This window comes from Psychrobacter maritimus (genome assembly GCF_029953575.1).
Taxonomy (GTDB): Bacteria; Pseudomonadota; Gammaproteobacteria; order Pseudomonadales; family Moraxellaceae; genus Psychrobacter; species Psychrobacter maritimus.
The window spans coordinates 2,187,755-2,214,517 of sequence record NZ_CP124526.1; the positions used below are offsets into that span (position 1 = coordinate 2,187,755).

Annotated in this window: 33 protein-coding genes, 1 pseudogene and 1 other annotated feature; of the genes and pseudogenes, 16 read left to right on the forward strand and 18 right to left on the reverse strand. The window is 40.4% G+C overall.

Annotated elements, in window-relative coordinates:
• Positions 1–90 precede the first annotated feature (90 nt).
• Positions 91–1,380 carry a tRNA epoxyqueuosine(34) reductase QueG gene (gene queG / locus QJS82_RS09180; RefSeq protein WP_281490290.1) on the forward strand — a complete coding sequence of 430 codons (1,290 nt, stop codon included), beginning with the start codon at positions 91–93 and terminating at the stop codon, positions 1,378–1,380.
• 75 nt (positions 1,381–1,455) lie between these two features.
• On the opposite strand, the gene lysM is transcribed toward queG, so the two are convergent.
• From lysM to QJS82_RS09210, 6 genes are all read right to left on the reverse strand, one after another.
• Complete coding sequence (gene lysM / locus QJS82_RS09185; protein ID WP_201562638.1) at positions 1,456–1,965, reverse strand: peptidoglycan-binding protein LysM; 510 nt, start codon at positions 1,963–1,965, stop codon at positions 1,456–1,458.
• A gap of 327 nt (positions 1,966–2,292) precedes the next feature.
• Positions 2,293–2,529, reverse strand: a complete 237-nt coding sequence (acpP, locus tag QJS82_RS09190; RefSeq protein WP_025652201.1) for an acyl carrier protein — start codon at positions 2,527–2,529, stop codon at positions 2,293–2,295.
• Between the two features lie 283 nt (positions 2,530–2,812).
• Positions 2,813–3,547: a 3-oxoacyl-ACP reductase FabG gene (gene fabG / locus QJS82_RS09195; RefSeq protein WP_265088596.1), complete on the reverse strand. Its 735-nt coding sequence runs from the start codon at positions 3,545–3,547 to the stop codon at positions 2,813–2,815.
• Positions 3,538–4,506 (reverse strand): ACP S-malonyltransferase, encoded by a 969-nt coding sequence (gene fabD / locus QJS82_RS09200; protein ID WP_201624029.1) that lies wholly within the window; start codon positions 4,504–4,506, stop codon positions 3,538–3,540. Before fabD ends, fabG begins: the two co-directional genes overlap by 10 nt.
• Positions 4,507–4,903: 397 nt before the next feature.
• Entirely contained in the window at positions 4,904–5,086 is a 183-nt protein-coding gene (gene rpmF / locus QJS82_RS09205; RefSeq protein ID WP_079691010.1) for a 50S ribosomal protein L32, read from the reverse strand.
• 328 nt (positions 5,087–5,414) lie between these two features.
• Complete coding sequence (locus tag QJS82_RS09210) at positions 5,415–6,008, reverse strand: YceD family protein (RefSeq protein WP_281490291.1); 594 nt, start codon at positions 6,006–6,008, stop codon at positions 5,415–5,417.
• Between the two features lie 389 nt (positions 6,009–6,397).
• Here QJS82_RS09210 and QJS82_RS13770 point away from each other — a divergent pair.
• The 5 genes and pseudogenes from QJS82_RS13770 to QJS82_RS09235 all read left to right on the forward strand — a co-directional run.
• Positions 6,398–6,673 (forward strand): annotated as a pseudogene (locus tag QJS82_RS13770) (elongation factor P hydroxylase); the annotation flags it as partial.
• Positions 6,674–6,839: 166 nt separating this feature from the next.
• Positions 6,840–8,059, forward strand: a protein-coding gene (locus tag QJS82_RS09220; RefSeq protein WP_438655963.1) for an IS3 family transposase whose coding sequence is annotated in 2 segments (ribosomal slippage) — positions 6,840–7,116 and positions 7,116–8,059 — 1,221 coding nt in all. Because the reading frame shifts where the segments join, the coding sequence is not laid out codon by codon here.
• Positions 7,115–7,231: a sequence feature (AL1L pseudoknot), on the forward strand. (Overlaps the previous gene by 117 nt.)
• A gap of 57 nt (positions 8,060–8,116) precedes the next feature.
• Positions 8,117–8,842, forward strand: a complete 726-nt coding sequence (locus QJS82_RS09225) for a hypothetical protein (RefSeq protein ID WP_281490293.1) — start codon at positions 8,117–8,119, stop codon at positions 8,840–8,842.
• Between the two features lie 8 nt (positions 8,843–8,850).
• The gene (locus tag QJS82_RS09230; RefSeq protein WP_281490294.1) at positions 8,851–9,270 is read left to right on the forward strand and encodes a hypothetical protein; all 420 of its coding nucleotides are present in this window, start codon (positions 8,851–8,853) and stop codon (positions 9,268–9,270) included.
• Between the two features lie 102 nt (positions 9,271–9,372).
• Positions 9,373–9,882 (forward strand): elongation factor P hydroxylase, encoded by a 510-nt coding sequence (locus QJS82_RS09235; RefSeq protein ID WP_281490295.1) that lies wholly within the window; start codon positions 9,373–9,375, stop codon positions 9,880–9,882.
• Between the two features lie 51 nt (positions 9,883–9,933).
• On the opposite strand, the gene QJS82_RS09240 is transcribed toward QJS82_RS09235, so the two are convergent.
• The gene (locus QJS82_RS09240; RefSeq protein WP_281490296.1) at positions 9,934–10,599 is read right to left on the reverse strand and encodes a hypothetical protein; all 666 of its coding nucleotides are present in this window, start codon (positions 10,597–10,599) and stop codon (positions 9,934–9,936) included.
• A gap of 82 nt (positions 10,600–10,681) precedes the next feature.
• On the opposite strand from QJS82_RS09240, the gene QJS82_RS09245 reads away from it, so the two are divergent.
• Entirely contained in the window at positions 10,682–11,563 is an 882-nt protein-coding gene (locus QJS82_RS09245; protein ID WP_281490017.1) for an IS982 family transposase, read from the forward strand.
• Here QJS82_RS09245 and QJS82_RS09250 read toward each other — a convergent pair.
• Positions 11,536–12,216 (reverse strand): hypothetical protein, encoded by a 681-nt coding sequence (locus QJS82_RS09250; RefSeq protein ID WP_281490297.1) that lies wholly within the window; start codon positions 12,214–12,216, stop codon positions 11,536–11,538. The genes QJS82_RS09245 and QJS82_RS09250 overlap by 28 nt on opposite strands.
• Before the next feature lie 84 nt (positions 12,217–12,300).
• Between QJS82_RS09250 and QJS82_RS09255 the strand changes: the two genes are divergently transcribed.
• The 3 genes from QJS82_RS09255 to QJS82_RS09265 all read left to right on the forward strand — a co-directional run bounded on the left by QJS82_RS09255 (position 12,301) and on the right by QJS82_RS09265 (position 13,444).
• Positions 12,301–12,510, forward strand: coding sequence for a helix-turn-helix domain-containing protein (locus tag QJS82_RS09255; RefSeq protein WP_281491706.1), 210 nt, complete (start codon positions 12,301–12,303; stop codon positions 12,508–12,510).
• Between the two features lie 275 nt (positions 12,511–12,785).
• The gene (locus QJS82_RS09260; RefSeq protein WP_281490298.1) at positions 12,786–13,061 is read left to right on the forward strand and encodes an excalibur calcium-binding domain-containing protein; all 276 of its coding nucleotides are present in this window, start codon (positions 12,786–12,788) and stop codon (positions 13,059–13,061) included.
• Positions 13,046–13,444 carry a hypothetical protein gene (locus QJS82_RS09265; protein WP_281490299.1) on the forward strand — a complete coding sequence of 133 codons (399 nt, stop codon included), beginning with the start codon at positions 13,046–13,048 and terminating at the stop codon, positions 13,442–13,444. The genes QJS82_RS09260 and QJS82_RS09265 overlap by 16 nt, the downstream gene beginning before the upstream one ends.
• A 506-nt stretch (positions 13,445–13,950) precedes the next feature.
• Here QJS82_RS09265 and QJS82_RS09270 read toward each other — a convergent pair.
• The 3 genes from QJS82_RS09270 to QJS82_RS09280 all read right to left on the reverse strand — a co-directional run bounded on the left by QJS82_RS09270 (position 13,951) and on the right by QJS82_RS09280 (position 15,781).
• Positions 13,951–14,265 (reverse strand): putative quinol monooxygenase, encoded by a 315-nt coding sequence (locus tag QJS82_RS09270; RefSeq protein WP_281490300.1) that lies wholly within the window; start codon positions 14,263–14,265, stop codon positions 13,951–13,953.
• Between the two features lie 106 nt (positions 14,266–14,371).
• Positions 14,372–15,484, reverse strand: coding sequence for an S-(hydroxymethyl)glutathione dehydrogenase/class III alcohol dehydrogenase (locus QJS82_RS09275; RefSeq protein ID WP_281490301.1), 1,113 nt, complete (start codon positions 15,482–15,484; stop codon positions 14,372–14,374).
• Positions 15,485–15,505: 21 nt separating this feature from the next.
• Positions 15,506–15,781, reverse strand: coding sequence for a metal/formaldehyde-sensitive transcriptional repressor (locus QJS82_RS09280; RefSeq protein ID WP_001133624.1), 276 nt, complete (start codon positions 15,779–15,781; stop codon positions 15,506–15,508).
• Between the two features lie 467 nt (positions 15,782–16,248).
• Here QJS82_RS09280 and QJS82_RS09285 point away from each other — a divergent pair, with 467 nt between their 5' ends.
• Together QJS82_RS09285 and QJS82_RS09290 are read left to right on the forward strand one after the other, a co-directional pair.
• Complete coding sequence (locus QJS82_RS09285; RefSeq protein WP_281490302.1) at positions 16,249–17,244, forward strand: zinc-dependent alcohol dehydrogenase family protein; 996 nt, start codon at positions 16,249–16,251, stop codon at positions 17,242–17,244.
• Complete coding sequence (locus QJS82_RS09290) at positions 17,234–18,250, forward strand: zinc-dependent alcohol dehydrogenase family protein (RefSeq protein WP_281490303.1); 1,017 nt, start codon at positions 17,234–17,236, stop codon at positions 18,248–18,250. The genes QJS82_RS09285 and QJS82_RS09290 overlap by 11 nt, the downstream gene beginning before the upstream one ends.
• Positions 18,251–18,300: 50 nt before the next feature.
• Here QJS82_RS09290 and QJS82_RS09295 read toward each other — a convergent pair whose 3' ends face one another.
• Complete coding sequence (locus QJS82_RS09295; RefSeq protein WP_281491707.1) at positions 18,301–19,200, reverse strand: LysR family transcriptional regulator; 900 nt, start codon at positions 19,198–19,200, stop codon at positions 18,301–18,303.
• 135 nt (positions 19,201–19,335) lie between these two features.
• Between QJS82_RS09295 and QJS82_RS09300 the strand changes: the two genes are divergently transcribed.
• The 3 genes from QJS82_RS09300 to QJS82_RS09310 all read left to right on the forward strand — a co-directional run bounded on the left by QJS82_RS09300 (position 19,336) and on the right by QJS82_RS09310 (position 21,453).
• Positions 19,336–20,076: an SDR family oxidoreductase gene (locus QJS82_RS09300; RefSeq protein WP_034617111.1), complete on the forward strand. Its 741-nt coding sequence runs from the start codon at positions 19,336–19,338 to the stop codon at positions 20,074–20,076.
• A 73-nt stretch (positions 20,077–20,149) separates the two neighbouring features.
• Entirely contained in the window at positions 20,150–21,148 is a 999-nt protein-coding gene (locus QJS82_RS09305; protein ID WP_281490304.1) for a zinc-binding alcohol dehydrogenase family protein, read from the forward strand.
• A 20-nt stretch (positions 21,149–21,168) separates the two neighbouring features.
• Positions 21,169–21,453, forward strand: a complete 285-nt coding sequence (locus QJS82_RS09310) for a putative quinol monooxygenase (RefSeq protein ID WP_025651774.1) — start codon at positions 21,169–21,171, stop codon at positions 21,451–21,453.
• A gap of 137 nt (positions 21,454–21,590) precedes the next feature.
• Here QJS82_RS09310 and QJS82_RS09315 read toward each other — a convergent pair whose 3' ends face one another.
• The 5 genes from QJS82_RS09315 to QJS82_RS09335 all read right to left on the reverse strand — a co-directional run bounded on the left by QJS82_RS09315 (position 21,591) and on the right by QJS82_RS09335 (position 25,836).
• Positions 21,591–22,181 (reverse strand): recombinase family protein, encoded by a 591-nt coding sequence (locus QJS82_RS09315; RefSeq protein WP_281490305.1) that lies wholly within the window; start codon positions 22,179–22,181, stop codon positions 21,591–21,593.
• 365 nt (positions 22,182–22,546) lie between these two features.
• A complete protein-coding gene (locus QJS82_RS09320) occupies positions 22,547–23,725 on the reverse strand; it encodes an acyl-CoA desaturase (protein WP_404672168.1) in 1,179 nt (392 codons plus the stop codon).
• A 263-nt stretch (positions 23,726–23,988) separates the two neighbouring features.
• On the reverse strand, positions 23,989–24,513 hold the full coding sequence (locus QJS82_RS09325; RefSeq protein ID WP_193006322.1) for a PaaI family thioesterase: 525 nt from the start codon (positions 24,511–24,513) through the stop codon (positions 23,989–23,991).
• A 74-nt stretch (positions 24,514–24,587) separates the two neighbouring features.
• Entirely contained in the window at positions 24,588–24,983 is a 396-nt protein-coding gene (locus QJS82_RS09330) for a hypothetical protein (protein ID WP_281490307.1), read from the reverse strand.
• On the reverse strand, positions 24,958–25,836 hold the full coding sequence (locus QJS82_RS09335) for an alpha/beta hydrolase family protein (protein WP_281490308.1): 879 nt from the start codon (positions 25,834–25,836) through the stop codon (positions 24,958–24,960). Before QJS82_RS09335 ends, QJS82_RS09330 begins: the two co-directional genes overlap by 26 nt.
• Before the next feature lie 86 nt (positions 25,837–25,922).
• On the opposite strand from QJS82_RS09335, the gene QJS82_RS09340 reads away from it, so the two are divergent.
• Complete coding sequence (locus QJS82_RS09340; RefSeq protein WP_281490309.1) at positions 25,923–26,288, forward strand: MerR family transcriptional regulator; 366 nt, start codon at positions 25,923–25,925, stop codon at positions 26,286–26,288.
• A gap of 97 nt (positions 26,289–26,385) precedes the next feature.
• Here the strand turns inward: QJS82_RS09340 and QJS82_RS09345 are convergent, their stop codons facing one another.
• Entirely contained in the window at positions 26,386–26,745 is a 360-nt protein-coding gene (locus QJS82_RS09345) for a hypothetical protein (RefSeq protein WP_144297953.1), read from the reverse strand.
• Between the last annotated feature and the right edge of the window lie 18 nt (positions 26,746–26,763).

Genomic DNA, 26,763 nt, shown 5'->3' on the forward strand with positions numbered 1-26,763 from the left:
GTATAAATCCAGATTTATTTATTTTGCTACTTGCGCTCTTAGCTCACTGGCTTATCATACAGCTATTCACATTATCATTTATAGCTCACTATGAATAGCAAATCCCAACCTACTCAGTCTCAGTCTCAGTCAATACAGCCAAACATACAAGCGTTAGCAGCGCAGACGTCTACGCCCAATCATGTACGACAAACAAAAATTGATGTTAATAATGCGCCGACCTTTACAACGCCAGCTGAGGTAAAGCAATGGATTAAAGCCCAAGCCCAAGCATTAGGCTTTGCTGACTGTGGTTTTTTATCGGTGCATCACCCTTTATTTATTCAGCAGACTGAGCGACTACAGCAATGGCTAGCTAAAGGTTATGAGGGGCAATTGCAGTTTATGCATAATAACCATCATTTGCGTGCCCATCCCGAACAGCTGGTAGAAGGCGCCAAAACCATCATCAGCGTACGCATGGATTATTTAACCCAAACTCCCACGCCGCGAGCGGTCACTGATAATGCTTATCCCAATCAAGGTATCATCGCCCGTTATGCTCGAGGCCGTGATTATCATAAAACGATGCGTAGTCGCCTTAAGCAATTGGCATTAAAAATCGAAGCCATGCTTCCTGAATGGCAGCACCTTAATATTGGCTCAGAGCAAGATTTTATCTTTAGACCCTTTAGTGATTCTGCTCCTATCTTTGAGCGCCCTATTGCCGATGCAGCAGGTCTTGGTTGGACGGGCAAACATACCCTACTCATTAACAAACAAGCTGGCTCATTCTTCGTGTTGGGTGAGCTGTTTATGAGCCTCAAGCTGCCCGATGATGAGCCAGTCAAAGAGCATTGTGGCAGCTGCAGCGCTTGTATCGACATCTGCCCTACCCAAGCGATTATCGCACCCTACGAGCTTAATGCTTCTGCCTGTATCTCTTATCTCACCATTGAGCACGATGGCATTATAGACACCAAATACCGCCGCGCCATTGGTAATCGTATCTTTGGCTGCGATGACTGTCAGCTCATTTGCCCATGGAATCGCTATGCCAACCTGACATCGGTAGAGGATTTTGCGCCGAGGCACAATCTTGATAGCAGCAGTTTACTTGAGCTATGGCGATGGCAGGAAGCAGAGTTTATGAAGAAGACCGAAGGTAGCCCACTGAGACGCACGGGTTACGTGAATTTTTTACGTAATATTGCCATTGCTCTTGGCAATGCGGATGGAAATAAAGAAATAACTTTTCAACTACAGCAAAAATTGGGCATCCATGATGCTATGCTCGATGAACATATTACTTGGGCTATCAAAGAGCAGCAGGAAAAGTTAGAAAGCTTTGAGCCATCACGTCTATATCAAATATACCAAAAAAAATGCCTCTTATTTTAGTAAGAGGCATTTTTATTAGCATGTAACTTTAAATATTTATGTTTAAAAATCTATCTTTTAATATTCAAAATCATCTTATGGCTTAGGGATACGTAGTACTTGACCAGGATAAATCTTATCTGGCTCAGAAAGCATCGGCTTATTGGCTTCGAAGATTTTCATATAATCATTCGCTGAACCATAAACGTCTTTTGCAATTTTAGATAAGCTATCACCAGATTTTACCGTATACATAGTAGATTCAGGCGCATCTTCTTCGATATCGATATTATCGATGACTTTAGCAACGTTTTGCACGTTACCGATAGCAATAATGGCTTTTTCACGGTCTGCTTGTGTTTTCGCTTTACCACTGATTTCAGCAGTATCGGTTGAACCGTTGTATTTGATTTTTAAATCGCTGATATTCAGGTTTTGTTGCTGAATACGACGCAGTAAAATATTGGCAACTGACTGAGCTGAAGGCTCACTGCTTTGTACTGGGGTGTTGGCATCCGCTTTGGTTTCTGCTTTAGCGTCATGCTTGGCATCATCACGGTTAAAGATTTTATCACCGATATCTTTTGCAAAACTGAACATACCCATATAACTGCTCCTTAAAATATTATTAATTATTATGCATGGTTATTTTTACGATGATAACGCCTAGCGGTTACCATCCTTTTTTGCTTACCATTATGAGTATAAGCAAAGGTATCAGCGATGAATAGTAATAGTATGTTGAGTAATGTTGATTTGGCGTAGCTTATGTTAACGTAATCGTTAATGGTAACGAGTACTGTATAAAAGCTATTACGGCAAATTAAGAAAGACGATAATAGATAGCTAGACGATATTTATAAAAATAAGCAAAAAAAACCGCTTATCTATTAAGATAAACGGTCATATCAAACGGTTTAAGCTAATCGCTAATTATAGCTGCGCTTGCACGTAATCAATCGCTTTTTGAACAGTGGTTAGTTCTGCTGAATCTTCATCAGGAATAGTGATGCCAAAATCGCTTTCAAATGACATAACCAATTCAACTAGGTCTAATGAATCAGCGCCTAAGTCTTCCATAAATGATGCATCGTTGTTGATGTCTTCAACATTCATACCCAATTGTTCTGCTACTGCCGCTTTAACTCTTAGCTCGGTATCATTACTCATGTAGATTTCTCCTTTTTGATCTATTATTTTGACAAATTGCTATAGTCCCGTATTGGGCACTATAGCATTATATATAAAATGGGATGTTCAGATTAATATGGCTGTCTGAGTGCACTATAACCAATTATACGTTTTGACTAATGTCTGGTAAAGCCTTGCTATCATACAGGGCTTTGACAAAAAAGTATCCGTCATTATAGCACCCTTTATTATAGTTTACACTCGTTCACAGAGTTTTTTATTATAAGTATGTAACGCTTAATTAGAATAATAAATCCTAATGCTACATATACATGCCACCATTAACTGGAATAATCGCACCGGTGATATAACTGGCTTCATCACTTGCTAAGAATGAGACCGCTGCGGCGATATCTTCTGGTTGACCCAAACGGCTAATCGGCACCGCATCGAGCATTGAATTGAGTAAGCGCTCATCGAGCTCATCGGTCATGTCTGTTTCAATCAAACCTGGGGCGACACAGTTAATGGTCACCTGTCTTGAGCCAATCTCGCGCGCCAGCGTACGGCTAAAACCTTCTACACCGGCTTTGGTCGCAGCATAGTTAGATTGGCCCGCATTGCCCATTTGGGCGACGACAGAGGTGATATTGATGATACGACCACGGCGCGCTTTCATCATACCGCGTACCGCACGTTTGCTCATACGATAAACTGAGGTTAAATTGGTATCAAGCACATTGTCCCAATCTTCATCTTTCATGCGCATCAATAAGCCATCTTGGGTAATACCGGCGTTATTGACCAATACTTGTACCGCGCCATAGACGCTTTCAATCTCTTCAAACAGCTTATCAATCTGTGCGGTATCACGTACGTCTAATACTCGACCAATACCGCCGCTATCGTGTAAATAATCATCAATAAGTGCCGCGCCTTTTTCTGTGGTCGCTGTGCCAATGACAAAATGGCCTTCTTTGGCAAAACGTTTGGCAACGGCTTTGCCAATACCGCGGCTAGCACCGGTCACTAATGTAATCGTACGGCTCATGATAATACCTCCATTAACTTATCTAGACGGGCGGGCTTGTCGGTAGGATAACTGGCAATAGGATGCGCTTGACGCTTGGCCAAATTGCTCAGGACATTTCCACTGCCACACTCGATTAAAATATTAATTTGTTTATCCGACAGCTCTTGCATGGTTTTTGACCATAGGACAGGTTCGCTTAACTGCTCGGTCAATGCCTGCTTGATGCCTGTGGCGCTGGTTTCGACCCGTGCATGACGGTTTTGAATCACAGGAATAGTCGCTTGATCAAACTGAATAGCCGCTAGCTCTTCTGCCAAGGCACTGCTTGCAGGTTCCATAAGGGCACAATGCGATGGTACGCTAACCTTTAATGGAATGGCTTTTTTGCCAGTATTTTGAACTTTATCAATGACGGCGTTGACGCCTGCGGCATTACCTGAAACCACCACTTGTCCGGGACTGTTAAAGTTTGCTGCCCCGACAATGGCATCATCAACATGCTCGGTGGCTTGTTCACACAAGTTCTCAACCCGGTGGTCTTCTAGACCTAGTACGGCTGCCATTGCGGTATCAATACCAACCACCGCCTCTTGCATCAATTGGCCACGTTTATGCACCAGCTTGACGGCATCAGCAAGCGTTATCACACCAGCCGCACAAAGGGCGCTATATTCCCCTAACGAATGACCCGCTAGGTAACAAGGCTTGTCTTTTATTTTTTGTTGTAAAATGCGCCACACAGCGATACTAGCAGTCAATAAAGCCGGCTGAGTGTATTGGGTTTGATTGAGCTTGTCTTCGTCCTGACAAATTTCCCATAAATCTTCACCAAGCGCTGTACTCGCCTCAGCAAAGGTATCACGAATTTCAGGATAGGTTTCAGCAAGCTCACTCAGCATTCCGACGACTTGCGAGCCTTGTCCTGGGAACATAACTGCGATGCGAGTGGGTTGTTTCTTTATCATATCGGGTACAGAGGCCATAACCAATATTCCTTATTTAATTGGAAATACCCCTTAATTAATGGGGTGCATTATAGAATTAGAAAATAATTAGAAGATTTATGATATAAAGTGATGGCTATCATTATTCCTTTAAGACAGCTAACGGTGGTTAAACTATACACTGACGCAGGCAATTAGCATAGCTACCAACAAGCCAATGGCGTAAAACGGTTTATTTATAATATTTACTACTTAAAATAAATTACTGTTAAAAAACGAATAACAAAAAGCCAAGTTATCTAGCTACATAATATATGATAGCGAAATAACTTGGCTTTCGTTTGCTCAAACTGCTTGCCCAATAATAACTGTGTAAAATCATAGATAGTTATCGGAACTATCATCATTTTGCATCAACCATCAATTAGCAAATAACTTAAGCGTCTTGACTAACTTTAAACAACTGGCGACCACGATAGAAACCATCTTTAGTCATGTGATGACGGCGATGTTTTTCACCAGTGGTGGCGTCGATGCTTAACTCAGCGATTTCCATACGATGATGTGAACGGCGCATGTCACGACGAGAACGACTTTTACGACTTTTTTGAACAGCCATGATATAGCTCCTATACTTAAAAGGGATAAGCTTGAAATTCAGCTTTAATCGATACTGACAGAGGCTATATAATCACAACAACCTAAGTCTTACGCATCATTAGTTAAATAGATTGCCACACGTATTAAAGTGCTGACTACGTCTAAAATCTATAGTTCGTTTGCAAGGTCAGCTTCTCTCTGCCAGCGGCAGGTTGCTAGAATGCAATAAACGGGACATTATACGCATGTTTCGCGAATTAATAAAGCCCTGCTTTCCACTCTTCTGCAGAAAGCTGATAAAAGGTATAAAGCCGCCATTAATTATGCCCATACTGCAAATTATACGACTACAACTTACCTTTTAACGAGGCTAACGCCGCAAAAGGATTTTCATTTTCTTCTTCTTCTGGTATCTCACCAAACTGCTCAACACTCATCTCGCAATCATCATGCTTTGGTGCCATGGGTGTTTTCAATAAAATCTCATCTTCGATCAGTTTTTTAAGCGGTAATAAACGCTCAGGAGCCGGCTCAGTGATAATTTCATCAAGCAATAAATAATCCTGCTCTTCACCGACCAAGCGCACTTGGCTTTCATTATCGAGCAATGCGATATCATAATCATCGGTCAAATCAATCGCAATCGGTTGCAAACAACGCTGGCAGGTTAACCATATCTCACCGGTTAAGGTAAAAGAGAGATGCAAAACATTATTACGGCGATAAAGATTGGCTTTAATCTCAAGCTCTGACTGTAGATGCTCGGTCGTCAGTAAGGCATTAAGACGCTCAAAAGAGCGCGGTGCGACTTGCCCTACCCATTCAAAACCACTGTCTTCCCATTTACTTAAGGAAATATGTTCTGGCAGATTCGCTGACGTAGGGGCTGATGCTTTATCAGCCTGAAGCGCTGAGGGCTTGTTTGTTAGGGTGCTTGACATGCGCGGCCTCATTCATCAAAAACGGTGTATAATATTGCCTGCCATACTAACGGAAAGCGCTGATTAGCGCTAGCGCTAGTATGTTAAGATTTTTTGGCACTAACTTTAGTAATAGTTATAGCACTGGTTTTGATGCTAATTGTTGTACACTAATTTTCGCAAAAGGTTTGCCTCTTGCTTTGTTTTATCGGCGTGACTCTATTGTGCCTGTATAAAGCGCCATAAACCTCTTACTTGGTTACTATTTTAATATGATATCGCCTGTTATTGAGCTTAATTTCTCTCACTTACTTTCTGCGCCTGACGCCAAACGTTTACTAAAACGTCTTCAGGCATTGGACAATAAAAAACCCAATGATAGGGTCAAAGTAAAACCGCAGCTAAAAGCACTGGCGGAGCAATGGCAGCAAATTATCCATGCTCAACATATAAACACTTCTGATGATAAGCTCAGTAAAAATGCGCAAAGTGCAAATATCTTTAATGATAAAAATGAAGAAGCAGCGACCGATTGGCTGATAAATTTATTCAATCCCTTGTTTGCGGATCAAGAAGTTATCTTAGTGCGCGGCGCGGGCGAACCAGAGTATTTTCCTGCCAAAGACAATCAGCCAGCACGTATTGAATTTGCCCATGGTTTCTTTCAAAGTGCATTGCATGAAATTCACACACCTCCTTATAGGTTGACATGCTAGAAACCTCTTATTCTAATGGTGTACATATTGCATACCTCTAACTATTACTAACATATGTTATAGGCAGTCTATCCATTTTTTTAGCTTGAACCGCCCCGGGATTGTCGGAGACTTAACATTCTGAGAGAATACGACAATGAAAACACGAAACTACACTCCTGAGATTAAAGAACGCGCCGTTCGCATGCTGATTGAAGCAGCAAATGACTATCCCTCTACCTGGTCAGCTATTCAAGCCATTGCCCCTAAGATTGGCTGCACGCCTGAAACTCTGCGGTCTTGGCATAAAAAGCACATCGATCAAACCATTCCTGCTTCAGTGCAAGCTCAAAGCCAAGAGCAACGTATTAAAGAGCTTGAACGCGAGAATAGAGAGCTCAAGCAAGCTAATGAGATCATTCGTAAGGCAGCGGCTTTTTTCGCCCAGGCGGAGCTCGACCGCTGACTAAAATCATGATTCAATTCATCGACGATCATAAGAATAATTATGGGGTCGAGCTGATCTGTAGAGTATTACCGATTGCCCCATCAACCTATCACCGTGCTAAAGACTTGGAGAGCTACCCTGAAAAACGCTCACTGCGCAGTCAACATGACGACTTTTACATCAGCGAGATTAAACGTATCTGGCAGGACAGCAAGTGCCGTTACGGTGCGCGTAAAGTATGGCAGCAGATGAAAGCTGACGGGTTAAAGGTTGCTCGTTGTACCATAGAGCGTTTAATGAGACAGCATGGCCTACAAGGTGTCTGGCGCGGTAAGGGCAAAATAACAACTCACAGCCGTGATGATCAAAAGCGTGCTGATGACTTGGTCAATCGTAACTTTAATGCCCGTCGTCCTAACCAGCTGTGGGTTGCAGATTTTACCTATATCAAGACGACAAGCGGATGGGTCTATACCGCTTTTATTATTGATGTGTTTGCCCGTGCTATCGTTGGTTGGAAGGTATCTAATCGTATGAACACGAATATGGTGATGGCGGCTTTAAATCAAGCAATAGCAGATAGAAACCATCCCAAAGATGTGATTCATCACAGTGATCGAGGGGTTCAGTACTTATCCATTCGCTACACTGATAAGATGGCTGACTCTGGCGTGATCGCCTCTGTTGGTACAACAGGCGACTCTTATGACAACGCATTGGCTGAGACGGTTAACGGGCTTTATAAGTCTGAGGTGATTGAGTATCTAAAAGAACAATGGCATGGCGTGAACGATGTTGAATTGGCAACCCTTGAATGGGTGGACTGGTTTAACAAAACCCGTTTGCATAGCACGATTGGATATGTGTCACCTTTTGAATTTGAAAAGCGGTATTATGATAATTTAACCCTGTCAGGCATTGCTGCCTGACTCAAGTAAAACACTCTCCGATAAAGTCGGGGCGGTTCAAACCTTATTCAAAGGATTATGTCATCAGAGCACCTTTTAATTTTAGAGCAAGACTTAGATGAAGTTAGTCATTTTTTATATGGAGATGAAATATCTAATAAAATCAAACTAGGACAACCTTGGCCATTAGGATTCCATCAATTTAGACGCTCTCTAGCTATATATGCTGCCTCTAGTGGTCATGTTTCATATCCTACTCTTAAATCTCAGTTGAAACATATTAGTATGATAATGACAGTCTACTATACGGATTCAAACTCCAGAGCAATAAATATTCTAGAAGATGGCCCTGAAGTAAAAGCTATGCGAAAAGAATGGCAGGATGCTAAAGCGAGAGTAGAGTCAGATAACTTACATAAGCTATTAGATAGTGGCGTAACTTTAGCAGGTGCTGCTGGCAAAAGCCTACAAATGAAAAGGTTAGAGAACAAGTTACCAAAGTTTTTAGAAAATAGGAGGGATACTAAAAAAGCTGTTAAAAATGGCAAAATTCGGTATCGTACCACTCTGGTTGGTGGGTGTATGTCTCTTAGGCCTTGCGATAAAGGTGCAGGCATCTTAGCATCTGCTTGCATTAGCTGTGAAAATGGTGTGTTCTTACCAGAATCTAGAAGTAGCTTATTACAAACCAAAAGCTTCTATGAGTCGCAGCTCACTTTAGATATTCCAAAGCGTGTCCATCGTGAGTACGAAACAAGCATTAAAAAAATTGATAGCCTTCTTTCAGTATTAGTAATAGGCTAAGGAAAAACATGAAAACTAGTAAAGCGGAACAAGCTTATTGGGAGGCCTTAGACCGTCTAATCACTAATAAAGCTAAAGTTGTCGATACTAAGTCGTCACGTTTTAAGTTCACTAGAGACGCTATAAGTAGAGAGTCAGGTAAAGGTAAAGGGTATGTTCGTCATGAACGATATCCAGAACTATGCCAAGCAATAAAAGATGCAGAAGAAAATCGTGGAAAACTTGCTCAAAAAACACCTAACGATACTGCTAAGCTAAAACACGAAAAAGAGCTTAAATTAAAAGCAAGGTTGAAGTATGACACACTTAAAAAAGAATATGATCTTCTGATGCAGGATTATCTTAATATTTTAAGACAGAACTTTGAGCTTCAATCAGAACTAGCAGACTCTTCTAATACTATATTAGTTAAAGGATCTGACAATTAGTTTAACCTTATCCTCACTCAACTGAGATATATTTTAGCGATATAGCTTACTATAACGTTATTTGGCATAATACAGTAATTGAGATATTTTATAAGCATTTTTATGAACGACAATGATTTATGCACCAACCTAATCAATATATTCGAAAATTTACTACCCACGTTGAGTATAACTGGCGGTGCAGATGAGCCTTATTATCAAGCTCCTAAAGAGAGTGAAAAAGCAAAAATATTCTTTAAAGAGAACTATCCAAGAAGTCTATTACATGAGATGGCGCACTATTGCTTGGCTGGACAAAAGCGTCGCAAACTAGACGATTACGGTTATTGGTATTCTCCATGTGGTAGAAATACTGATGAACAATCACTTTTCGAGAAAGTTGAAGCTAGACCACAAGGTTTAGAAAAAGCAATGTGTGAAGCTATAGGTATTAAATTCTCACCAAGTTTAGATGATTTTTCTGGAAATCCTCCATCCGATGAATTTTTATACAACCTAAATTGTGCCTATCAGGAAATGCTAAAAAGCCCTCCACCTACAGCTAGAAAAGTTTTGTTAGCCTTACGAAATATTAATGCTATAGATTCTGCTTATAAAAGTGAAATAATATAGACTAACTTTGATTAGTTATCAGTCATGAATAGACCTAATATATTAAGATGTCTATACTACCTTCAAATCATCGAACTTAATTGAATAGCTAGTACTTTGAGCACTTCCTAACATCGAATAGCTCACCTGCCCACAAGCCTTCTGACTCCTATACGGATTAAACAGCTCATCTAGAGTGTAGTGAAAACCGCCATCTTCTATTCCAAATACATAATCAAAAAACAACTTGGTTATAGCAGACTGCGGGTGGCTATCGTCTCGAAAAGAATTGTTGCGTCGACATACCCCAGTAGATATCTGACCGAAAACCAGTTCTATATTGCTGGAAATAGAACTGGATGGATGTTTCTGAGTAGTATCCAATGTTTGAGAGGATTTAGCAGCCATTTCAACTGCTCTATATATTACATAGTACACAACCGATACAGAGTTCTCTGCCAAACACGATCTAAAAATACTGAATAATTTCTCAGTAATAGACGGCTCTAAGTTATTTAATTTTGTTCTAGTAGTCAGATAGTTTAAACATTCTGCTAGTTGGATGTCTGCACACCACATTCTAAACTGTTTATCGGCGACTAAGGCATGAATGTCTTTCTTAGATTTAGCAACCACCATTACTTTATTGAGATCGTTGGTGTCATAAGCGAACTCAAAAGTCGCCCGTTGATAATCAATCTCTAATTCCTGTTCCTCATTGATATTGATATACCCCACTCTCAACTTCGAAAGTAATTGAAAAAAGAAGAGCACCTCACTAATCTATTGTTTTCGACCAAGAATACAATGGAGTTGTGAGATGCCCATAGACGAATTTATCATCAATATCTATTTAATGGTAGAGCAATATTACAAAATAGTCGTCACCAAACCCTTGCGAAGTGCAGGTTACGCGCCAAAGCTAAGTGATCCTGAGGTTATTTGCATGGAGATGGTCGGTGAATTTTTACACCTTGATCAAGACAAACAAATTTGGCAATACTTTACCCAGCATTGGCAAGCCTGGTTTCCAGCCATCGGCTCATATCCTAACTTCGCAAAGCATTGCGCTAATCTGTGGCAAGTCAAACAGCAGATACAAGATAAAGTCAGTCAAATTGAAGGCCGTGACAACATTCATTTTATGGATGGCTTTCCGATACCCGTCTGTCATTATGGACGCGCTTATCGGCATAAGAATTATCAAGACTTAGCAGCTTTTAGCTACTGTGCCGCTAAGCAAGAGAGGTACTATGGCTTTGAAGGCCATTTGCTTGTTAACTTATCGGGCATGATTAAAGGCTTTACCTTTGCTCCTGCCAATGTTGATGAAAGAGCGGTTGCCCCAGAAATCACCACTCATATTCATGGGCTACTTGGCGCTGATAAAGGGTATATCAGCCCTAGTCTGACATCGTACTACGACGCTCAAGGCGTGGATTTACAAACGCCACTCAGAGCCAACATGAAAGAGGATAGACCCAAACCTGTGGTAAGGCGGCTAATGAAAGCCCGCCGTATCGTTGAAACAGTCATTGGTCAGCTATCAGAACGATTTAATATACAAAGGGTACGAGCAAGAGATTTATGGCATTTGTCTCATCGATTGATTCGTAAGATTCTTTCACACAATCTGTGCTTTGTACTCAACAAAAAACTTGGTAATCCGCCTCTTCAGTTTGATTTGCTTATTTCAAGTTGAGAGTGGGGTTTGATATATTCAAAATTATCTTCAGGAACCAATAAGAGCAGGTTTAGCTCGAAAAGATGTTGAAGGAGATGTTTATCCAACAGAAAGATTGGCGATAAAGGTAATGACTGAATGTCATGTAAAGAGATGGTGGTTTTTAAATCGTCTGTTCCTAGGCTTTCTATAGTTGCTGCTAATAGAAGCCTGTCAGCTTCGCTAAGTGTGGTTACTGACGGAATTTCAGTGAGTTGAGTAGTCCGATGGCTATTAATGTATTGGAGAAACGCCTGTTTTTGCTCTTCTTTTAAACTCTCTTTCTCAACAGGTTTTTCTAAAAGTGATTGCGCTTGTATTGTTCTTTTACTAAGTGCTTTCCAGCACGGATCACACCGCCAACTCTCTAATGTCAATTGATTAAACTGTGCGCGATTATGGCAGATATGTATTTTGCCGCAATCGATGCATTGGCTGTCGAGTACGACAAGGTGAGAATTGTTTTTAGCAATATTAGAGATATCATTAGGTCTAAATCCAAATGCTTGACCGATTTCTTGACAGGTATGTACAAACTCGTTGGGTTTATTGCGCCTCATTAACCAGTACTTCTCACAGATAAGCTTAGTAGCGTCTGCAATGCCTGATTGGTACTCTAATTTTGTTTTCATACTCGCCTTTTAATACCGACTATATCCCGTGGATATTATAGCCCACCACTGTGAGTATTGCTATTTTTAGCAGTGGTTAATGAGATGACGACAGATGAGCGTATGATTGCCTTTGGAAGGCGTATCCGTGAGGTGCGAAAAGGCAAAGGAATATCTCAAGAGAGACTGGCAGAGATGGCTGGTATTGATCGAAGCTATATGGGGAATATCGAGCGTGGAGAGAAGAATATTACGCTAAAGAAGGCGTATGAGATATGCGATGCGTTAGAGATTGAGATACAGGATTTAGTCTGAGGTTCTGACTAAATCTTGTGAAGTTATATATTGTTCAGAGGCGTACTTTGGACATTCTTCACCTAGTGTTCAAGTACGTTTTTAGTGTCTGTACAGTACAACTGTCCAGAACGTTCAGTGAACAACTATGGCACTAACCCGTCTATCAGGCAAATTATAAATAAACTGCTGTGCAAATCAGACGTTTAGTTATACAGCACTCACTTTATTGAACAAATATAGGGTATTATTAATACTTGAAAGCAGTGTTTTGGGTATTAAAGAAAGTAGGTTCTATGAAAAAATTTATTCTAAGTATGGCGTTATCTCTCTTTGCCTTATCTTCTCAGTCAGCAGTTACAGTCACTGATAATCCATTTTATAGTGATGTTGAGGTAGAGCATCCGTTGTTTGCTAAAGGTGCTGGTGGCTCTCAATGCAAAGGCTTACCGCGCACTTGTGGGCAGATGGTTAGCTGTGAACAAGCCAAACAAGCACTTAAATGTGGAAATACCAAGCTAGATCGTGATAAGGACGGCGTACCATGCGAATCAATATGTCCAGGTGGTTAATCGCAGTAGCGTCTATCGTTATGATTGGGTGCAGCTCAGGCAATACAGAAGATGTTTTGTATGGTTCAGGCTATATCGTAGTGAGTGAGCAGATATGGAGTAAAGATTACACAACACCTTATCCGTTTACGGTGCCTGAGGGTGAAATTGCGTGTGCCTCAAATCCTTCCTTTGGTCGTGAGGTGTTTTTTCATCCTAAGGGTTACACCGATGAATCTTACGTTGGTATACCGCTTAACAAAGCAGCGGTAGATGGCTTAAAGCTAAGTCGTTTGACGCCAAATGTGCCTCATAGTGTCAAGGAAGGTGCTGATCTGCGTGAGGCCGTACAAATTGGGTTGAGAGTGTGTGATGAGCAAGAGGATGAGCTTGCGAATTATTAAGTTCGGTACCCTAGTGAGGACCTGAATATTTAGCTGTGAGCTAATGGTATCAACGTTTTAAAACATTGGAATAGTCACAATGTACTTCATGGTGTACAGAACGTTAGTTTTCCAAGCTTAAGAAGCCTTGGATAGAACTATTGCTGAAGTTTTAAGTGCCACTATAGGAGGTTATTTTACTAACTGATGAGAGCATCCTACATTTTGTGTAATTATTGATGAAAGCCACATAGCTGTTACACAGAATATAGGATGCTCTCCATTATTAAGCTTACAGGTGGTGTGTCAAAAAGTATGCTGATTAAAACTTGAACAATTTTTGAAGCCTTGAAAGCCCTATAGAATCAGAGAACTTAGCATAGATTTCTTATTGACTTCTATCGCCAGCATACTTTTTAGAACACCACCAAATAAAGTAGCCCAACTTGAATAAAAAGCCTCTGACAAACCTCACAGGGTTGAAGTGCTGCCTTTCATTCAAAATTTCAGGCAGCACCCTCATACATTTAAGCGTTGGTATGAGCTGGTAGCTTACTAGCCAAAACATCTACTTTTTCAATAGACGGTGGCTCTGAAAATAGCTCATCGGCCTGAGCCATCAAAGCAGCTGCAACCTTGCCAGATAAATGTGCTTGGCGACCCGCCTCATCAGGAAATGCATCAAAAATACCAAATGTTGTAGGTCCAAGACGTAGGCCAAACCACGCAACTGTCGCAGGTTCTTCCATTACAATAGGTAAACCGGCTTTAAGGAAAGCTTCCACTTCGTCTTCTTTACCCGGTTTAGCTTCAAGACGGACATATAAAGCTGTTTTAAGCATAACTAAAACTCCACAATTGATTAGAATTAAAACTGATTCTGACATTGCTAATGTATGCATGTCAATCATGATTCACATGCATGGAAAAGTATAAGGTCTGACGGAATTATTCGTAATGAATTACAGTACGAATTGACTTACCTTCATGCATTAGATCAAAGGCTTCATTGATCTGATCCAAGCCCATCGTATGTGTCACAAATGGTTCTAATTGAATTTTACCTTTCATGGCATCTTCAACCATTCCTGGAAGTTGCGTACGACCTTTTACGCCACCAAAGGCAGAACCTAGCCATTTACGACCAGTAACAAGCTGGAATGGACGGGTAGAGATTTCCTGACCTGCGCCAGCTACACCAATAATTACGGATTGTCCCCAGCCACGGTGTGCACTTTCAAGGGCTGCACGCATCACATTCACGTTACCAATACATTCAAATGAATGATCTACACCCCAGCCAGTCATTTCGACAATTACTTGCTGGATTGGTTTATCGTAATCTTTAGGGTTCAAGAAGTCCGTTGCACCAAACTCTTTTGCCAGCGCAAATTTATCTGGATTCATGTCAACCACAATAATACGCCCTGCTTTAGCTTGACGTGCGGCTTGTACGACTGCCAAACCAATACCACCTAAACCAAAGACCGCAACACTATCACCTTCTTGTACTTTAGCCGTGTTATGTACTGCACCGATACCCGTTGTTACCCCACAACCCAGTAAGCAGACATGTTCGTGATTGGCTTCAGGATTGATTTTAGCCAATGATACTTCTGCCACTACAGTGTATTCACTGAACGTTGAGCAGCCCATATAGTGGTAAATCGGTTGACCATTGTAGGAAAAACGAGTGGTACCATCTGGCATTACGCCCCTACCTTGAGTTTCACGAACAGCAATACACAAGTTCGATTTTCCAGATTCACAGAATACGCACTCGCCACATTCAGCGGTGTAAAGCGGAATTACATGATCACCTGGTTTGACGCTAGTCACGCCTTCACCCACCTCAACTACAACGCCAGCACCTTCATGCCCGAGAATAGCCGGAAAAACACCTTCAGGATCATCGCCAGACAAAGTAAATGCATCTGTATGACACACACCGGTATGGGAGATCTTGATTAATACTTCACCTTTCTTCGGTGGTGCAACATCAACTTCAACAATTTGAAGAGGTTGACCAGGACCAAACGCAACGGCAGCACGTGACTTCATGGAATAATTCCTTATACAGATCTATTTTAAATATGATTTTAGAATCTTGGCGATTTCAGCCAATTCTTCTTTTCGTTGTTGTTCTGTGGTTTCACCTGATACTAAAGTGTCCTTTAAATGAACCTCTAACATCTCATTCATTAAACCATTAATAGCACCACGCACAGAGCATATTTGTTGCAGAATTGCACCACATTCCACATTGTCTTCTAACGCTTTTTCAATCGCTTGCGTCTGACCTTTGATCTTTCTGACGCGTAGAAGAATCTTTTTTTTGTCTTCAACCTGATTAGGCATCAGACCTCCTTATTTGCTAGCTTTTATACTATAGTACCCCATAGTATAAAAAGAGCAATATTTTTTATAAATCGAAAATCAAAAAGCTCTTTAGCGAAAATTTTCTATCCCTGTTTTTAGTTTTTTTTAAATTAACATCATAGAGCTTATGCGAAAGTCACAAAAAAATGGGACTTTTAGCTCCCATTTTTTATTTTGGCTAATGTTCTTTGTAATGCTGTGACCTTTTAGAATTATGTTTCAAATTTTAGCCACTTTGTAGATATTTTGAACGTTTCAAGCCTTGAAAATACTACCGACAGTTTAGATTAAACTGCCTTTACAGACTGTACTAGAATATTTTTAGTGAGCGGATGATATTCATTATTCATTATTTAGGAATTATTAAATCCTATAAATATCATTTATTGGATTAATTTACTTTGGTATTGTGCATATCATCCCCCAGTTAAGAATAAGGAACAACTATGAATAAGATGATGAATGCGCTTATCCTAGAAAATTTTGGTGATCATGAATTTACACGTGTAGAACTCCCTATACCTCAACCAGAGGCTGGGCAAGTTCTAGTACGTATTCATGCCAGTGGTGTAAACCCTATTGATTATAAAATTCGTCTTGGTGAAGCAACATATGCTATGCCAGAGCTTCCTGCCGTGTTGGGAACGGATATGGCTGGAGTTGTAACTGCTGTGGGTGAAGGTGTCACCCACTTCAACGTCGGAGATGAAGTTTACGGTCTGATTGGTGGCGTTCGTGGTCTTCAAGGATCTTTAGCAGAATATGTTGTAGCAGATGCTGATCTGATCGCATTAAAGCCACGGAATATCTCTATGCGCGAGGCAGCAGTACTACCATTGACGTTCCTCACCGCTTGGGAAGGTTTAGTGGATAATGCTAAGGTCCAACCAGGGCAAACTGTACTGGTTCAGGGTGGTGCTGGTGGCGTTGGTTATATGGTGGTTCAGCTTGCAAAAGCACTTGATGCAAATGTTTGGGCGACTGCTCGTACAGCTGATCAATCACTGATTTCAGAACTCGGTGCAACACCTCTCGATTACACAACAGCATCTTCCGATGACATTATTGCTGCAAGCCCTGAGGGTCAAGGTTTTAACATTGTTTACGACACTGTGGGTGGTCCAGTACTCGAAGCTTCACTTTCCATGACGACTCACTATGGCCACATCACCAGCTGTGCTGCATTTGGCAATCATAATTTAGCGAATTCATCTCTACGGTGTGCCACAGTGTCTGGCGTATTCGTCCTAATGCCGACGTTAACAGGCAATCGCCGTTCTCATCATGGTGATGTCCTTAAGACCGCAACTCGTCTCGTTGAGGAAGGTAAACTGCGTGCTATTGTTGATCCTCGTCATTTTACTCTAGACCAAGCGATTGAGGCTCATGATGCTGTTCAAAATCGCTCTGCCAATATTAAGGTAGTTATTGATGTCATTTAACGCACTTCAGGCCAAGACTTGGCGCTTCAATTGTATTGGAGATACAGATGTTCTGACATTAGAAACACTTCCTGTTGCTTTACCAGCCGCAGGAGAAGTTCTAATACAGATGAAAACGATCGGACTCAACCGGGCTGATGTAATGTTTCGGCGTGGTACTTATATTCAAAAGGCAGTATTCCCTTCTCGTCTGGGATATGAGGGAGCAGGCATAGTTCTTGCGATAGGTGAAGGTGTACGCCAATTTTCTCCAGGAGATGCAGTATCGATTCTTCCGACTGACAATCTAGCCAAATATGGGACATATGCGGACAAGCTTCTGATTCCAGAAACTTTTTTAGTTCACAAACCCGATAGTTTAAGCTGGGAAGAAGCTTCTTCAGTCTGGATGCAGTATTTGACGGCTTGGGGTGGTGTAATCCATGCTGGTGGAGTTTCGAAAGGAAAAACGATCTTGATCACAGCAGCTTCAAGTAGCGTAGGACTAGCTGCGATACAGATAGCTGAAGCAGCGGGTGCTAAGGTCATTGCAAGTACACAGACGATAGAGAAAAAGCAACGTTTACTGGATCTCGGTGTTAAAAATGTTATAGCCAGTGAAGATGAACCAGATTTGTATGAGGCGCTTGTTTTACGTTTAGGTGGAGAACATCTTGATGTCGCCTTCGATGCTGTAGGAGGGCCACATATTGAGCAGATTGCAAAAGCGATGTCTGTGGGAGGAACTATGGTTATGCATGGTGCACTTAGCCCGGAGATCACACCATTTCCCCTTAAGGTTGCATTACGCAAGAGCTTAACCATGCGAGGTTTTTTGTTCCTTGAGGTTCTCCATGACCCTGTTTTAAGGGAGCAAGCCAGACGATTTATTCTTAGCAGTATAGGTGCAGGATATCTTCGTCCAGTGATCGACTGTTGCTTTAACTTTGAGGACATGCATGACGCTCAGCGCTATCTTGAATCAAATCAGCAAATAGGAAAAATTGTAGTTACTCTAAATACATGATGGTCTTATCTGATTTCTACTTTCTAGAAAAAAGGTTAGTTCTATCTGATTCAGTTTTCTATATGGCCCAACACTTCCGCTAAGTAATCAAACAATGCTCGGATTCGCAAAGGTGTCGGGCCCCGCTGTGGACGATATAAATACAGGCGCCAAACGGGAGAGGTTTCCTCATGAAGTATCTGAATGAGCTTACCACTCCTAAGCCACGGCAAAACTAGAAATCCAGGCATGTGTCCGAATCCGACTCCAGCGAGAATAGCTTGAAATTCAGCTTCTAGATCATCTGTAATAAAACGAGGCTTTGATGGCGTGAAGCTTCGACTTTCGGTGAATGTCCATGGCCAGTAACGCCCTGTTTTATGATCGACTAGTGCTGTTAGAGGGTATTTATCAAGGTCAATAATTTTTTTAGGCATTCCAACCTTATCAATTAACTCTGGCGTACCCACAGAATAAAAGTTCACTTTCGCCAATTCCCTTGCCACATATCGATTGTCCGGCAAAAATCCAAATCTGATCCCGATATCTATTCGCTCATCGATCACATCCGAGTGTGAATCTGTTAGCACACAATCCACGACAATATCTGGATAACGTGTGGCAAATTCTGCTAGTGCAGGTACTACCAATTTACGCCCTAACACTGACGACACAGTAAGACGGACAGTCCCACGCATTTCATCTCGTTTTTCCTTAGTGTCTTTTACAAGCAGAGCATCAATCGATCCCACCGCAAGACGTGCTTGCTTTGCCAAACGCTCACCATCAGCAGTAATTTTAATTTGTCGAGTACTCCTGTAAAACAGAATCTCTCCGCGCTGCTCTTCTAGCTCCTTTATTGCCCGTGTCACTACCTGCGGGGAAATACCCAGCTGAGTTGCTGCCTCTTTAAAATTTCGAGACTCTGCTGCGACACAAAAGATACGCATCATTTCCAATTTGTTCTGCATGTCCAATCCTGTGTTATGGCAATTATTCCGTAAATAGGAATTCTGAAAGATAATATTATTCATTTATTATACCTAACAAGGCTGCAATAATTAATCCATCAAATATGATTGACAAATAGGTTGAAGGTTACTTGTATGAATAATATAGAAAATAAAGTTATTGTTATCACTGGTGCAAGTAGTGGTTTAGGTGAAGCTACTGCTCGCTTACTTGCTAAAAAAGGTGCAAAGGTTGTACTTGGTGCTAGACGTACTGAAAAATTAGAGGCTATTGTTCACGACATTCGTGCTGAAGGTGGTCAAGCTGAATTTATTGGTATGGATATAACCAAACCACATGAAGTACAAGCACTTATTGAAAAGGCATTAAGCGCATTTGGTCAAATCGATGTATTGGTAAACAATGCTGGATTAATGTCTATTGCACCATTAAGTGAGCTAAAAGTTGATGAATGGGATCGTATGATCGACATTAATATTAAAGGTGTTCTTTATGGTATAGCAGCTACCCTACCTGTTTTCCAAAAACAAAACTTTGGACACTTTATTAATCTCGCATCTGTTGCAGGGTTAAAAGTATTTAGTCCAGGAGGTACTGTTTATAGCGGTACTAAGTTTGCTGTAAGAGCCATCTCTGAAGGCCTTCGTCATGAAGTTGGGGGAACAATTAGAACGACTACTATTGAGCCTGGTGCAATTGAGTCAGAACTAAAATTCGGTTCTTCTCATAAAGAAAGTTCAGAGTTTGTTACTGATTTCTACAAACAAGCCATACCAGCTGACTCAGTCGCTCGAGCAATTGCTTATGCAATTGAACAGCCTGCGGATGTAGATATTAATGAAATTGTTTTGCGCCCAACGAGCCAAGAGTTTTAATTATTGAATAACATAAAATGGGAGCACTTCGCTCCCATTTTTACTATATTTTTTTAAAGTTGAGGATAAATCTATGAAAGCCGTATCGCATGTTATAAATAACCATGATGATTTTAAAAATTCATTGGTAGATATTGAAAAAGCGAAGCCTATGCTTAAGGAGCGTGATGTACTGGTAAAAGTTCAGGCAATCTCTGTGAATCCAGTTGATACCAAAGTGAGAAAAAATTCGTCTGAAGCAAATAATCTTATTTTAGGTTGGGATGCCGTTGGGGAAATTATTGAAATTGGCTCAAAAGTTACCTCGTTTAAAGTAGGAGATTCTGTTTGGTATGCTGGCGATTTAACCCGAGATGGTAGTAATGCTGAGTTTCAAGCAGTCGATGAACGAATTATCAGTCTTAAACCAATTACAGTATCTAATGCAGAAGCAGCAGCATTGCCATTAACTGCAATAACGGCATGGGAAATGCTGTTTGATCGGTTTCAAATTTCAGAAACAGAAGTTGGCAGTATTCTAATTATTGGTGGTGCAGGCGGTGTAGGATCAATCGCTATTCAACTCCTAAAAGCAAAAACAAATCTGACCGTTATAGCAACAGCTTCACGTGAAGAAACGAAATCATGGGTGGAATCACTTGGTGCCGACCATGTCATTGATCATAGCAAAGATTTAAATGCACAAATCGAGACACTAGGCATTGAAAAACCAAAATACGTATTCTCTACCAATCATACAGAAACCTATATCAAGCAAATAGTTTCTCTGATTGCACCACAAGGCAAGCTTGGATTGATCGATGATCCACAAACATTTGATATTATGCCGTTTAAGACTAAATCTATTTCTATCCATTGGGAATTGATGTTCACCCGTTCAATGTATGAAACCGATGATATTGAAAAGCAAGGTGATCTATTGCAACAGGTTGCCCAATTAGTTGACCAGCAAAAAATTAGAAGTACCCTCAACCAAAATCTAGGCAAAATTAACGCTGCAAACTTGGAGAAGGCGCATAAGTTGCTTGAATCAGGTAAGTCAAAAGGCAAAATTGTACTAGAAAACTTCTAAAACAAATTCAAGGTGAAATAATGACTATTTCAGTAATTGCGAACTTTAAGGCAAAATCAGATCAAAAAGAGAGGTTAGAAGCGCTTTTACAAAGTGTAATAGAGCCTACGCTTCAAGAAGAAGGATGCTTGAAATATGAGCTTTATATTAGCGAAAATGACTCGAGTAGATATTTCTTCTTAGAAGAATGGCGTAGCAGGGAGGATTTAGATATCCATATAGCGTCTGATTATATTCAAAGTTTATTTGGTAATATCCAATCGCTAATTGAATCAAATGATATTGTAGAAATCAAAAAAATATAGCTGTATTCGGACGTTATGATGAAGTATTCTTCAAATTAACATAGAGACTTAGAAAGCTAACATAAAAATGGGAGCTCTAAGCTCCTATTTTTTGAGTGAACCGTACCGGGTTTGGAGACCCTCCGACATAGTGTCGTCTAGCCCTGCTTTAACACCCGATAAACCGTAGCTACCCCAACACCAACCGCCTTAGCGATCTCCTCTTTTGTCATATTGTTTTGACTGGCTAATTCTTTAATACGATTGTGTTTCGTTGTATTAGGCTTCTTACCAGTGGGCTTATAACCACTGTTCGCCAACCCCTGCTTAATACGCTCTCTACGCTTATCGTTATCAAGCTTTGCCATCGTTGCTAATAAGTCGATCAGCATATGGTTAATCACTGTTAGGATCTCACCTGTCATGCCTTTACTTACCGTATGCGTAGTTGGTAGATCAGCCACCACCAATCGCAAGCCCTTGTCTTTGATGCGCTGCTTTAGAATTGCAAAATCATCTTGAGATAGCCTGCTTAATCTATCCACGCTTTCAACCAGCAGAATATCGTCTTCCTCAGCGTCATTGAGTAACAGAGTGAGTGCTGGTCTATCAAGCTTCGTACCACTGAAATGCTCAACGTACTCAACATGGTTATCGTTATAGCTTTGGCTAAAGCGAATCAAGTCAGACAAGGCTCTCTTAGCGTCTTGATCCTTAGTGCTGGCTCTCACATAAATACGAACGGTCATAACGCCAACCTATCACTTAGACTTAATAACAAATATTCACTGATAATAATAAGATATTACTATCTTTTAATATTAATAACAAGTCTAATGATAGATGGAGTATCGTTTAGAGGTTTTATTTTTTAGGTATAGGCTAATGATAGGAAAAAAGCACAGCAGATAGTCTTATAATTCAAAAGTCTGTTATAGATGGTTCCATGCTAACAGTCTGCTTTAAGTAGTCTGTTAATAGGTTTGAAAGGTAAAATAGGTAGTTCCCTTGGGGTATAGCTTAGCTTAGAAGAACTACCCTTAGGATATCTAATTGGTTATATCTCTAATAATATAAACTCCTTAGTGAAGTGCTATTAAACAACCTTGTCATTCTAGCCTATAGGGCGAAAAATCATTTTTAGATTACTATTATGCTCAAGAATTTTTTCCTCAATTCTCGTATATTCTTGCTTAAATTTGTCATCAATTTCATGCAAACGTTCAGAGTACTGATTCTTTTTCATTTCAATTTTTTGCGCTTTTAGTGCTTGCCATTCTGCCACTGTTTGCATGAAGGCGTCATGCTCAAAATTGATACGATCTTGAAAAATTTTCATAGTATGAGAAATGTCTAAACCTGCCGACATTGCCGTATTGATCTTTTGCTGAGCCTGTTTAAATTGCATTCTTACTTCGGCATGTTTAATGGTAGTGTCATCAACGGTACGTAGCTCAGTAGTTAATCCCACTTTAGATAAACCAGCAATCAACCATTTAGTTGGGTCATATTGCCACCATTTTACCCCATTACGGTAGTCGTATTGAAAAAAGTGATGGTAATTATGATAGCCTTCGCCCCATGTGAATATAGCGAGGAAAAAGTTGTCACGTCCACTATTCGTATCGGTATAAGGACGTGAGCCAAACATGTGGCAAAACGAGTTAATAAAAAAAGTAAAGTGATGGGTTAATACTAAACGTAATAGACCAACAATCACTAATGAGCCCCATACATCGCCAAGTAACCAACCAAGAGCCGCAACTAGACCTACATTCGTGACCAATACCCATAGGCCGTAGTATTTATGTTGAATCTGTAAGATTTTATCTTTAGTTAAGTCTGGAATGTTCTTAAAATCCATCTTACGGCTTGGGTAGTTGCGTAACATCCAACCCATATGACTAAAGAAAAAGCCGCGCTTCACGGAGTAAGGATCACCAAATGGATCATCCACATATCGGTGATGGTCACGATGACTAGAGGCCCAATCAAAAGCTGAACCTTGCACGGCAAAAGTCGCTCCTAATAATAAAAAATTTCTCACTATCGGATGAGCTTTATAAGCCCGATGTGACAATAAGCGATGGTATCCTGCTGTAATACTCATACCCGTCCATACCATAAAAGCACCAAATACACCCCAAACAGGCGCACTGACTTGGTGAGTCATCAAATACCAAGGGGTGATAATGACTGCTGCAATTGGCGTTGCTATCAAAATAGCAGCAGGTATCCAGTTAATTGGTGCTTTTTTATACTCAAGCTCTCTAATATCAATCGCTTCATTCATAGAAGTAGTCTGGATATTCGAAATGTCAGTCTCATTTGGCTGTTTGGGTATGTTCTTAGTTACTCTGTTATTTAGGTATGTCCTAAAAGCTGTGACATGGGCATTGATGGTTTTTAGAGATTTTCTACTGAATTTAAGCGGCCAGCCTACCGTATTTTTTATACTCATATAATACCCATTATATTCTTAGCGTTTTTCTTTGGTTTAGAAGCTATTAGACTTGAGACTGACAGATAAGCTCTATTAACTATCGAAAATCTTATCTAAACATCAAGAATGATGCAGGTTGTGGTGGCATGAGCATATAACTTGCCATCAGGCCCTATAATTTTGCCTTCAGCAGTCGCTGTTCTTCGACCAGCATGAATTACTTTACCTTCAGCCCGAACTAAAGGTGTTGCCACTGTCAAAGCTCGCACCATGTTTACTTTTATCTCTAAAGTTGTATAGGTTTTTCCTGCTGGTAAGAGGGTATGTACAGCACAACCAACAGCAGAATCTAAAAGCGTGCAAAACCAGCCACCGTGGACTGTACCCAATGGGTTGTAATGATGACGCTTTGGACGTCCTTGAAAAACCGCAATACCCTTTTCCATATGGATAGGAGTGTAGTCAAGTGTCAGACCAATAGGAGGATGAGGCAGCTCTCCTGCAAACATAGCATTAAAAATATCCATACCACTGCGAGTGGTTAAGTCTGATAATGGAATAACATCAGCGTTACCTAGCTTTTCTCTAATACGTGCTTCTTCTGCTTCCCATGTTGCTATTGTTTCTTCGACATTCATTTTCAATTCCTTAAAACGATAAATAAGAGGTTAGGCTATTTTTATAAAGGCTAAAGTTTCACCAATTAGTACTCTTAATGCCCACTTTTATTTTTAAAGTACATCGTTACATAGGCGATTAACCAAAAGGCACAAATTGCTTGAAACCAGATAAGACTGTGCATGGTAACAGTCATGATATTATCAGTCTCTATGTTGTAGTGCAGTAACGACAACAACCCCATTAAGGCGTACAAATAAAGCCACCAACCTCCTTTGGTCATCTGGCTTTTGACAGCCACAATCAGACCATAGATACCAATTGGTGTCATGACGAACCAGAAGGCATCTACAAGCTGAGGAGATAACCAATCAGGCTCAGGATAGTGATCGAAATGAATCACATTATGAACATAGTGTAAAATGCTCGAAAACACATTAAGTAATACAATGAAAATCAGGGTTTTATAGTGATTGTAACGGTTTATCATGATGTACCTTGTTGATCGTCTCTAAAATATCTTGCCAAATATGAGTGTTTTTACTTCTAAAGTAGCCAAAATGTCCAACTGATTGGTCTGAGCTCCTGCCAATGCTATAGCGTTTAAAAGTGATAGGTCGATCGCTGGTCACATTTTTCCAAAAATTATGCAGGTTGCGTTCAGTACAGATTTCATCATCATCGGCAGTGAAGACGAAAGTTGGCACATTAAAATTTTTGTAAGTACCAAGGGGAATGGTTTTCCCATAGAATTTATCTGAGAAAAACAGCTCTTTTTCTCGGCACCAAGCACCCCATTCCTCTGTAAAACCAGCTGGCAAATCTTCCATGAGTTTGAAGCTTTTAGCCGGCACATAATTAAAGACTTTATTACTAAGCGGTGCTAAAAAACGGAAAAAGAAATTGGCTTTAAGACGATAGCGAAGCGGCATATAGCTAAAATATCCTGCCGATACAGCCACTGCAATTAGAGCATCTAATTGATCGGCGTTATGAGCAAGGCCAACTTGTTGACCTCCAGCGCTATGCCCTACGCAATACAAGGGTAAGTCATTGAACAGGCGCTTAGCTGTATCGATGGCAGCTGGAATGTCGTACCGTCCGATATCAGAATACTGATAATGACACTCCTTTAGATGACTTGTTTTAGAATCGCAAAAACCTCTATAGTTCCAAAGAATGACATGAAAACCATGCTCTCTTAAGTATTTAGCAAACGGCAAATAATAAGAAGTTTTAGTAGCGGTTCCTGGATTTATTAGAACAACGGCCTTAGGGTTATTCGCTTTATAGAGGGTTGCACGCAGCTCGACGTTGTCGTCCGTCAGAATATTTATATCCATAAAAGAACCTACTTGTTGTTAATTAACGCCTACTATACACTATGGACATTACTCCATAGTCAAGCGTTAATTGAGGGTGCTCGATAATGAATATAAAAGAATTAACTGAAACAGTCGGACTAAGCAGAGATACGATCCGTTTTTACGAAAGGGAAGGATTAATTTCGTCACCATCTAGAAAATCTAATGGTTATAGAGATTACGATAACAGGATTATGGAACAGCTCAATATGATTATTATGGCGAAGGAGTTAGGTTTCACCTTAAAAGAGATTAGAGAGCTAACAGAGCTATTGTATTCAAACAACCTGACGCAATCACAAATGGGTGAAAAGCTTCTAGAAAAAAACAAACAGCTAGAAATTAAAATTTCAGAACTGTCTAAGATGAAAACGTTAATCGATAGTGCATTAAAAGGTATGTGTGAATATAAGGATAAGTTGGCGCTTTGAGACCTTCCTAAATTTTGTGTAAGTATTTAATCTAAACGTCAGTTACACAGAATCTGGGATGGTCTCATCTACTACAGCTCCATAGCTATACTGGAAGTTATTTAACCTGCGCTGTTTCTAATAAACTGCCATCTTTATCGAATAAGCAGTCGACGATAATGAGCGGAGCCGCATCCAAACTATCTTCAGCGTAGTAATGTGTTATGACTTCAAAGTTACCATTATTTAATCGTCTGTAGTCTGTGTTTTTTCGTTTAATGTCCATAGACTTAAAGCCTTTAAGCATGGGCTGTACTGCTTTCTGGCACTTCGTTAGCAATGCAATCTTTGATGTTTTTTGAGCTTGTTCGAGTTCAGTATTTCTTTTTTTATCAAATGGGTTACTGCCATTTTGAATCCAAATATAAAATGCTGCAAATGTAATAATAGATAGTCCTGTCAGTGTCTCTTTTTTCATAATATGACTCGTTTAGCA